At 46.4% G+C, this 9,185-nt stretch carries 8 protein-coding genes; 4 read left to right on the forward strand and 4 right to left on the reverse strand.

Annotated elements, in window-relative coordinates; genetic code table 11:
• Positions 1-59 precede the first annotated feature (59 nt).
• The 3 genes from DW033_RS23640 to DW033_RS23650 all read right to left on the reverse strand — a co-directional run bounded on the left by DW033_RS23640 (position 60) and on the right by DW033_RS23650 (position 3,425).
• Positions 60-743, reverse strand: a complete 684-nt coding sequence (locus DW033_RS23640) for a DinB family protein (protein WP_005860906.1) — start codon at positions 741-743, stop codon at positions 60-62.
• 8 nt (positions 744-751) lie between these two features.
• A complete protein-coding gene (locus DW033_RS23645) occupies positions 752-1,072 on the reverse strand; it encodes a YbjQ family protein (RefSeq protein ID WP_005860908.1) in 321 nt (106 codons plus the stop codon).
• 94 nt (positions 1,073-1,166) lie between these two features.
• The gene (locus DW033_RS23650) at positions 1,167-3,425 is read right to left on the reverse strand and encodes a GH92 family glycosyl hydrolase (protein ID WP_122383224.1); all 2,259 of its coding nucleotides are present in this window, start codon (positions 3,423-3,425) and stop codon (positions 1,167-1,169) included.
• Between the two features lie 139 nt (positions 3,426-3,564).
• Between DW033_RS23650 and DW033_RS23655 the strand changes: the two genes are divergently transcribed.
• The 4 genes from DW033_RS23655 to DW033_RS23670 are packed head-to-tail and all read left to right on the forward strand — an operon-like array spanning position 3,565 to position 5,459.
• Entirely contained in the window at positions 3,565-3,822 is a 258-nt protein-coding gene (locus DW033_RS23655) for an RNA polymerase sigma factor (protein WP_005866511.1), read from the forward strand.
• A gap of 18 nt (positions 3,823-3,840) precedes the next feature.
• Positions 3,841-4,503: a hypothetical protein gene (locus DW033_RS23660; RefSeq protein ID WP_122383225.1), complete on the forward strand. Its 663-nt coding sequence runs from the start codon at positions 3,841-3,843 to the stop codon at positions 4,501-4,503.
• 54 nt (positions 4,504-4,557) lie between these two features.
• Positions 4,558-4,836, forward strand: a complete 279-nt coding sequence (locus DW033_RS23665; protein ID WP_005860915.1) for a LysO family transporter — start codon at positions 4,558-4,560, stop codon at positions 4,834-4,836.
• Positions 4,833-5,459 carry a lysine exporter LysO family protein gene (locus DW033_RS23670; protein WP_005866516.1) on the forward strand — a complete coding sequence of 209 codons (627 nt, stop codon included), beginning with the start codon at positions 4,833-4,835 and terminating at the stop codon, positions 5,457-5,459. Before DW033_RS23665 ends, DW033_RS23670 begins: the two co-directional genes overlap by 4 nt.
• A gap of 196 nt (positions 5,460-5,655) precedes the next feature.
• Here DW033_RS23670 and DW033_RS23680 read toward each other — a convergent pair whose 3' ends face one another.
• Positions 5,656-8,886 carry a S41 family peptidase gene (locus tag DW033_RS23680; protein ID WP_122297740.1) on the reverse strand — a complete coding sequence of 1,077 codons (3,231 nt, stop codon included), beginning with the start codon at positions 8,884-8,886 and terminating at the stop codon, positions 5,656-5,658.
• Between the last annotated feature and the right edge of the window lie 299 nt (positions 8,887-9,185).

Raw genomic sequence — 9,185 nt, forward strand, 5'->3', positions numbered from 1 at the left:
AAAGGAGTCAGTCGAAAGATTGGCTCCTTTTTTTGGTATATACACCAGCCGTTTAATTTTCAATGATGTCTGCCTCTTATTGCTAGCTTCCATTTACAACAGTCATTTAGATGTAACATGACATGTCTGGTAGGAGGCATTAATAAAATACCAGCTATATCTTTTTTAGCCCAGAAATCAAGCAACCAAATCGAATCTTCATGATTTGTGATTCCACCTTCTTCTAATATCCGGCTTATCCTTTGAGTTGGGATTTTGCGACGTATATCATCGGGAGATAAGGTTCGGATGATTTCTCTGCTTTCTCGTCCTACTTCATTTCTGTATTCTAAGAGTTCTTGAATACGTAGACTTTTGCTTAGCTGAATAATCTGGTTATCAGATAAGGCATTTCCTGTGTCTCTGATAGGGGAATTCATTCGGGTTTGCCAGTCTTCATTGAAGATCTGCTTTTCCCCGTTAACTAATATATTCATGGTCAGATCCTCAATTCTGCTGATATGCCATAATACCCAAGCGATGGTTTCATCTTTCGCTGTAGGCATAATGGCATATTCATCCTCTCTTAAATCTCCGACTAGCTCATCGACCTCGTTTCTCTCATTACCAGACACCACAGAGAGGTGTAATTTCCCATGAATCTCAAGAAAGAGCTCCTTGGTTTGCTCTATTAATTCCGGTTTACGGATAATGCGGTTTAGTTCTTTATGTGATTCGCTTAATCCGGCTCCAAAGTATTTCATTTTGGGGATTATTGGTAGCGTACGGCTGTCCCGGCGGCGGTAACCATCAGCATGCTTCCGCTTCCTCCTACGGTCTCATAATCTAGATCTACGGCGATTACAGCGTTTGCGCCCATTCGTGCCGCATGATCGCTCATTTCTTTCAAGGCCGTTTCTTTCGCTTCGCGTAAGACGCTCTCGTAAGAACCTGCACGTCCTCCGACAATATCCCGGATGCCTGCGAAGAAATCTTTGAATACATTCGCTCCGATGATCGTTTCACCGGATACGATTCCGAAGTACTGGGTAATTTCTTTTCCTTCGATCGTGTTAGTTGTTGTGAGTAACATAGCTTTTCAATTTAATCGTTTGAGGGCAAATATAAGATAAAGGGCGAACCAGTGTACTGATTCGCCCTTTGTTTTTATGTTTCTTTATATGAATTTATTTTACCGGTTGATCGGTCATGATAAACTCAAGCTTACCTCCATTTATGATATCGGAGTGGCTGATGAAAGGAGTCTCTAGGACTTTACCGTTTAGCTTGACTTCTTTAACGTATTTATTGGCGGGACTATTGTTGGTCGCCACGATCTCGAAAATACCGCCTTTTACGTGCATAGAAGCCTTATTTACCATCGGACGGCCCAATGTGTAAACCGGAATACCCGGACTTACCTGATAGAAACCTAGGGCGCTCATGACATACCAAGCAGACATCTGTCCGCAATCCTCATTACCGATGATACCATCCGGTTCATTCGTGTAGAAATTCTGCATGATATAATCTAAATACCCTTGCCCTTTCCATGGAGAATCTGTCCAGTTATAAAGATAGGCCATATGGTGGCTCGGCTCGTTTCCATGAGCGTATTGGCCGATCAATCCGGTAATATCTCCGGAGGCTTCCGCCCCGTCAATCTGGGAAGAGGTGGTGAATAAGGTGTCTAAACGTGTTTCCAGCTCTTTCTTGCCACCGATAGCGGCGATGAAGTTGTCCATATCATGTGGTGCGAAGAAACTCCATTGGAAGGCATTCCCTTCGGTATAGTCGCTTTTCATATGCGAAGAATAGCGAGGGTTGAATGGAGTACGGAAAGAACCGTCGCCCATTACCGGACGCATCATTTTCGTCTCGGGATCTAAATAGCGTTTGTAGTATTCGGCTTTCTTGGCATACTCATTCGCCAACTCTATATTACCTGCCTTCTTGGCGATTTGGGAGATACACCAATCCTCGTATGCCATCTCCAATCCCCACGATACGGATTCGGGAACAGAGTCGGCGGGGACGAAACCATATTTCTCCTTATAGTAAGGGTGCATCGTGATCAGATCCAACTCACGGGTTCCTTTGAACTTCTCGGCAAGATCCTCACGGTAAACGGAAGAACGTGCGCCGGCTTCCGCCCACGTGCTCATATCACCTTCCGCTAAATCTTTCGCTACAAGATCGGCGAGGACCGAGACGGCCGGATATCCTACCATACAACCTGTATAACTAGAGGCTAAAGGCCATTTGGGTAATATTCCACCTTCTTTATAACCTTGCACGAGTACCTTACCCCAATCTGTCGCTAGGTCCGGATTAATGATCGTCATTAACGGATGAAGCGCACGGAACGTATCCCATAAGGAGAATACGGAATAATTTACGTAACCCGGTTCGGCGGTATGCACTTTCTTGTCCATGCCCAGATAACGCCCGTCCACGTCTTGATAAGCGAAGGGGGCGATCATGGTATGGTAGAGCGCCGTATAGAAATTGACCATGACTTTCGGATCTGCCTCGATCTGGATCAAGTTTAACGCCTCGTTCCAAATATGCGTTGATTCCTCACGGGTCTTATCGAAATCCCATCCGGGCAATTCTGCCTCGAGATTCTTCTCGGCGCCTTCCGGATCGACTACGGATAAGGCTACTTTTACATAAAGCGGTTGTGCCTTTTCAGCGAATTTGTAATGGAACTTCAAATCTTCCGCCGTATTCAGGCGTAAGAACAAGGAGTCTTTACGTAATTTCCCTCCGATGTATTGGTATACGGTCTCGATCGGTTCCGAGAAAGTAATCCGATAGGACATGGAGTGGAAATGCGCCCAACCTTGTGTCTTCACGGTTCCTTCCACCGTGGAGTCGTTTACAAGTAAATATTGGTTATCGATCAGCTTATGTCCCCAGTTCGGTTGAAGGATATGCCCTAAGTCAAGCAGGACACGACGTTCTTTGGGATTGTCGTATGTATATTTATGGAAACCTACACGATCCGTAGAAGTCAATTCCACGTTGATGCCAAAGTTATCCAAGCGTACGGCATAATACCCCGGTGTCGCTTTCTCAGTGTCTTTCTTGAAGGTAGCTACCGGTTTGATGGAATCTCCACCGGAGAAAGGTAATAAAGCTACGTCACCCAGATCGCCGATACCCGTACCAGAAAGATGCGTGTGGCTGAACCCGTAGATATGGTCATCATCATAATGGTAACCACTACTTGCGTCCCATCCCAAGATATGGGTATCCGGGCTTAGTTGTACCATCGCGTACGGACGGGTAGCTCCGGGGAATGTGTGTCCATGGAACCCGGTTCCGATGAATGGGTCTACATACCTCACCTCATCTTGTAGTCGCGGCGACTCCGGCGCTTGCTTGCATCCTACCAGCAGGCAGGCAAGAGCGGCCTGAAAAAATAAGATCGTTCTTTTCACTGTTATTATTGATTTAGTTTGTAATAAGCGAATTATCAATCATCTGTCACAAAGATAATGGCTTTGGGGGAATATTGGAAATTTCCTTTTAAAATCTGCAACCTTTTTCGGGCTTGGCTCGTCTTATAGATAAAAAAGTATGGGAACAAATGAATTTACGACAAAGATATTGCCGCTGAAGAATAACCTTTTCCGGGTTGTTTTCCGGATTACCGGAGACGTGGAGCAGTCTGAGCAGATCGTTCAGGAAGCCCTGCTTAAGGTTTGGGAAGACCGGGATAGCTGGATTGTCATTGAGAATTTACCTTCCTATTGCATGATGGTAGCGCGTAATCTGGCATTGAGGGAAACGTATTCCGGAAATAAGGAAAGGATGGAGCGGTATGCGGTAAGGTAATCTGTTTATGGATCGTGTATGGACTATCAACGAATAAATAAGTTGCTGGATAAATATTGGGAATGCGCCACATCCGTGGAGGAAGAGCGGGAATTACGCCAGTTTTTCTCCTCAGCGGTGGTACCTCCCGACTTATTACCTTATAAGGCTTGGTTCGTATCTCATGAGGCCGAGGCATTACCCCCTTTGGGGAAAGAATTTGATGCTCGTATATTAGAACATATCTCGGAAGATCGAAAATTAATCACTACATTTGGAACGTTATTTAAATCTATTACTCATTTAATTCATAAGATTATGGGAACGAACATGAAGAAAGCCTTTACCACCCTTTTATGCCTTTTGTTTTGTATCACGATCTCGGCACAGGATAAAGCCGCAGATCTCAGTAAGTTCGTAGGCGATTGGTCCTTCTCTGCCCCCGACGCTCCGTATGGATATCAAGATGGCAGTTTGCAGATAAAGCAAGAGAACGGCAAGTTGACCGCTAAAGTGAATATACAAGGTAGTACCTTGGAGATAAATGATATCAAGGCGAAAGGAGATACCTATACCAGCTCTTTTTATGTGGATGGAACGCCTGTAGACTTAACTATGACCCAGAAAGGAAATGAGTTAGAGGGAATGGCCGACGCCGGAGGTATGCAGATTCCCGTGAAATTCAAGAAAACGAAGAAGTAACCGCTTTGTGGTACTGTGAGTTTCTGTTAACTTTGCGGCAAAAACTACAAAAGGATGTTTACAGTAATCGGAATCATGTTCTGCGGCATTGCCGTCGGGTATTTCTTTCGTAAAGTAGAATTGCTGCAAAAGATCGGTAAGCCTATTTCTTATACAATTCTTCTTCTTTTGTTCCTGCTGGGAATTTCGGTAGGGGCCAATGAGTCTATCGTGAATAATCTTACGACGTTGGGCGGGCAAGCCTTGTTGATTGCTTCGGCCGGTACGTTGGGTAGCGTCTTGGCGGCGTGGGGAGTTTATCATTTCTTTTTTAAGGAAAGGAGCCGGGGATGAAAGGGAGTTTGATCGTCGTGGGCTTCTTTGCCTTGGGGTGCTTGCTGGGATGGAGCGGTTATCTGCCCGGGGTCATTATCGAGAATGATATAACGGTTTATGTACTTTACCTCTTGATGTTTCAAGTAGGGATTAGCATAGGAAGCGATAAGAAACTGAAAGATATTTTATCGAGTATACGGCCGAAACTCTTATTGGTGCCTCTGGCTACTATTATCGGGACGTTGAGCTTCTCGGCCCTGATCAGCCTTGCTCTTACCAAATGGAGTGTGTTCGATTGTTTGGCGGTCGGAAGCGGTTTCGCCTATTATTCATTATCCTCCATCTTGATAACAGAGCTAAAAGAACCGACGCTGGGGGCGCAATTGGCGGCGGAGTTAGGAACGATCGCCTTGATCGCTAATATTATCCGTGAGATATTCGCCTTGCTGGGCGCTCCGTTGTTCGTTAGATATTTCGGAAGGCTATCTCCGATCTGCGCGGGAGGAGCTACTACGATGGATACGACATTGCCGATTATCACCCGTTATTGTGGAAAGGATTTGGTCTTTGTCTCTATCTTTCACGGGATCTTGGTGGACTTCACGGTTCCGTTTTTCGTTTCTTTCTTCTGTTCGATGTGAGTGAAAGAGGCTTCCGAGATCTCGGAAACCACCTTGCAAGGTTGAAAAGTCATTTCCGAGGTCTCGGAAAGCATTTTGCAAGGTTGAAAAGTCGTTTCCGAGGCCTCGGAAGGCATTTTACAAGGTTGAAAGGTCATTTCTAGGCCTCGGAAGGCATTTTACAAGGTTGAAAAGTCATTTCCGAGGCCTAGAAAAGCTATTTTACAGTTTGCAGCATCACTTCTACCGCTCTTTTTAATTGCGTGTCCTCGCCGGAGAGCTGCGCCTCGGGAGTATTGTACACCTCTACATCCGGTTGCAATTGTTGGTTTTCCAGATAATTGCCTTGCATATCTTTCACGCCTACTTGCGGGATACCGAACACCAAGGTCGGATCGATCTGCGTTTCCCACCATACGGCTGTCATGGTTCCCGGAACCGGGGCGCCGATCAGCTTGCCGATACCTAAGGTCTTATAAACCCAAGGGAAACCATGAGCGTTCGAGTAATTATCCTCGCAGATCAAGACACAGGACGGTTTGGTCCACTTATTGTAAGGATCGCTACCGATGTATTGTCCGCGCGGCTCGAAGCGCTGATACTCCTTGCCGCTCAATAAGGTAGCCAGATCATCATGCAACCAGCCACCTCCGTTATGGCGGGTATCCACGATCACGGCTTTCTTATTCCGGCAACGGCCTAATAAGGCGGAATAGACCTCGCGGAAACTCTCGCTGTTCATACCTCTCACATGTACATATCCGATTTGCCCGTTCGATAATTTATCTACGGTTTCTTGGCAATTCTCGATCCATCTTTTATAAAGGAGGTTCGATAGCTCTCCGTTACTGATCGCTTTTACCTGTTCCTCGAAACGCTGTTTGCTGGTAGGATCATAGACAGAAAGCATTACTTTCTTACCGACTTTACCGCTTAGCAGTGGATAATAATCGGCGTCTTTCTTTATCGGTGTTCCGTCTATCTTCTCGATGATACAGCCTTTCTTTATCTGGCTGCCGGCCAATGTCAGCGGGCCCTTGGCGATGATTTCCTCGATCTTCAATCCGTCGCCCGTGTATGCGTTATCGAAGAAAGCGCCTAGGCTGGCGGTTTCCGGCCCGGTTAGTCCCGGATTGTAACGGGCGCCCGTATGGGAGCCGTTCAGCTCGCCCAATAGCTCGGAAAGCATCTCTTGGAAATCAAAATTATTGTTGATATGCGGAAGGAAACGGGCGTAAGCGGTCTCATACCCTTTCCAATCCATGCCCCGGAGTGTCGGATCATAGAACTTATCCAAGACTTGACGCCAAGCGTGGTGGAAGATATAAGCACGCTCCTCTGCCGGACGATAAGCGAACTCGGCCTTGAAAGCGATCGGTTTTTCCTTGCTATCCTTCAACTCTATCTTTTTCAGTTTACCGCCGGCGGTAAGATAGAGGTTCTCTACTTTCTTATCGGCGAATAGAGTGCCTCGACCGACATTCTTGAGCAGTAATTTAGTGGACTTTTCCTTCAAGTCGTGTTCCCATAAATCAAAGCCTTTCTCGAAAGCGGCGCAATAATATAGTTTATCTCCTTTCGGGGCGAGTACGGCGTCTCCCAATGAGGATGAATTAGCGGTCAGGCGAATAATCCGGTCCTTGCGGTTCTCCAAATCAAACTTCAAGGGGGCTACAGGCTTATCCTTATCCTCTTTTTTCTTATCGGAATCTTTATCGGATGTCTTATCCTCGTCCTTATCTTTGTTTTCATCCGCTTCTACCAAGGCCAGTTCTTCTTTACTGAGGCGGAATTTATCGTAAGCCTCACCGTCGAAGAACATGATGTACACATCCCGCTCGGCACCCCAGCTACCGTGGCTGCGGAAACCGGCACGGTCGGAGGACCAGATCATGGCCTTACCGTCTAATACCCATTTTGCGTCGCCATCCGAATAACCGCTTTCCGTCAGGTTCGTTACCTCGCCGCTACCGTCCGCTTTCACGAGGGCGATATCCGTATTGTTCCATCCTCCGATGGAGATGTAATCAACCAAGAACCACTTGCTGTCTGGCGACCATTGGAAATGCTGGTCTCCATCGCTATACGAATAGAGGTATTTACCGTCCAATACGGTGCGGACCTGCTTGGTCTTTCGGTTGATAACACGTAAGGTGGTTCGGTTCTCAAGGAAAGCCACCTCGTTGCCATCCGGAGAGTATAAGGGTTGGAACGAGGTTTGTCCGGAGACTACAAGAGGCTCCTCTTTCAATTCCGGGGCGTAAGTGAATTGCTTATCTTCGTCACGTGTAAGTTTACTTTCGTAGATCCCCCATGTTCCTTCCCGTTCGGCGGAATATACCAATGAACGTCCGTCGGGACTGAAATCTATATTGCGCTCTTGTTGCGGCGTGTTCGTGATTTGACGAGTCGTCTCGTATTCAATAGAAGTTACGTAAACATCGCCACGAGTGATAAACGCTACCTCTTTTCCATTCGGGGAGACGGCGATATCCGTAGCTCCATCGGTCAGAAGACGATGGATCACGTCGTTCTCGATCTTATCCGCGACGATCTGGATATTCACCTTGGCCGGTTTCTGGCCTTCCTTAACGGTATAGATCTCGCCGTCGTAACTATAGCATAGAGTCCCGGAATTATCGGAGGTAAGGAAACGCACGGGGTGGGTGGTATGCGTCGTGATTTGTTTCTCGCTGTTGCCTGCCAAATCCTTCTTGAAGATGTTAAAGCTTCCTTTCTCCTCGCTTAGGTAATAGAAAGACGCCCCATCCGCGGCCCATACAGGATTACGATCCTCACCGCCAAAAGTGGTTACTTTCTGGAAAGAGCGATCTTTTCCAAGCGTACATAACCAGATATCACGGGTGATAGAAGATTGATGATGCTTGCGCCAAGGGTCCTCGTAACCTTTGTAGTCATTGTATAATAATTTACTGCCATCTTTGCTGAGGGCTATATTTTCCATGTATAACGAAGAATATAAATCCGGCCTTCCTCCGTCCGTGCTTATCTCATAGACTTGCATAAAGCGGGTGCCGGGGAATTGGATATCCTTGGCGTCTTGCAATACGTTGGCTAGATACAAGATGTGTCCGTTGTCCTTAAAGGTAGTGGGATATTCGTTTGTGGAGTGGGTGGTGAGCCGCTTAGGTTCCCCTCCCTCCTTGTTCATGAGAAATACATCGAAGTTGCCGCTACGGTTGGAGGCGAAGGCTATTCTCTGTCCGTCGGGCGACCAGACCGGACGGGTATCATGCGCCGGATGTGTTGTCAACTGCCGGGCTTTTCCTCCGGAAGAAGGGACCGTGTAGATATCCCCTTGGTAAGAAAATGCGATCGTCTGCCCGTCCGGGGAGATCGCGCAGTAACGCATCCATAACGGACTGTCGTCTGCTTGCGCCGCCGCCGATAAAAATAACGCCAGCGCAGGAATCATCAAGTTTTTCATGTGTACTCTATTTTAGATTTACAAATGTAATCGATTTTCGATATTTATTAGGAGAAATAATTGCGTAGATTAAATTTTTAAATATTTTTGCATATGAACTTTAAAACCGCCAAGATGATGACGAAATATAGGGTGTGTATGACTTTTATGTCCATTTTATTATTGCTATTTCATTTTGTGTTTCTGTTTTCTTGTGGAAAGCTACCGGAAAAAACATTTGCTTTTTCTGATAACCTGCGGATTGACTGGCTCACCCGATAAACCTGGGGGATTAAGCATACAGCTTTGTAAGTCTGAAA

The sequence above is a fragment of the Parabacteroides sp. AF39-10AC genome, from assembly GCF_003635405.1.
Taxonomy (GTDB): Bacteria; Bacteroidota; Bacteroidia; order Bacteroidales; family Tannerellaceae; genus Parabacteroides; species Parabacteroides distasonis.

Coding starts and splice junctions, on each gene's coding strand:
- DW033_RS23640 (WP_005860906.1), bottom strand. CDS start 743: ATGAAATACTTTGGAGCCGGATTAAGCGAATCACATAAAGAACTAAAC.
- DW033_RS23645 (WP_005860908.1), bottom strand. CDS start 1,072: ATGTTACTCACAACAACTAACACGATCGAAGGAAAAGAAATTACCCAG.
- DW033_RS23655 (WP_005866511.1), top strand. CDS start 3,565: ATGGGAACAAATGAATTTACGACAAAGATATTGCCGCTGAAGAATAAC.
- DW033_RS23660 (WP_122383225.1), top strand. CDS start 3,841: ATGGACTATCAACGAATAAATAAGTTGCTGGATAAATATTGGGAATGC.
- DW033_RS23665 (WP_005860915.1), top strand. CDS start 4,558: ATGTTTACAGTAATCGGAATCATGTTCTGCGGCATTGCCGTCGGGTAT.
- DW033_RS23670 (WP_005866516.1), top strand. CDS start 4,833: ATGAAAGGGAGTTTGATCGTCGTGGGCTTCTTTGCCTTGGGGTGCTTG.
- DW033_RS23680 (WP_122297740.1), bottom strand. CDS start 8,886: ATGAAAAACTTGATGATTCCTGCGCTGGCGTTATTTTTATCGGCGGCG.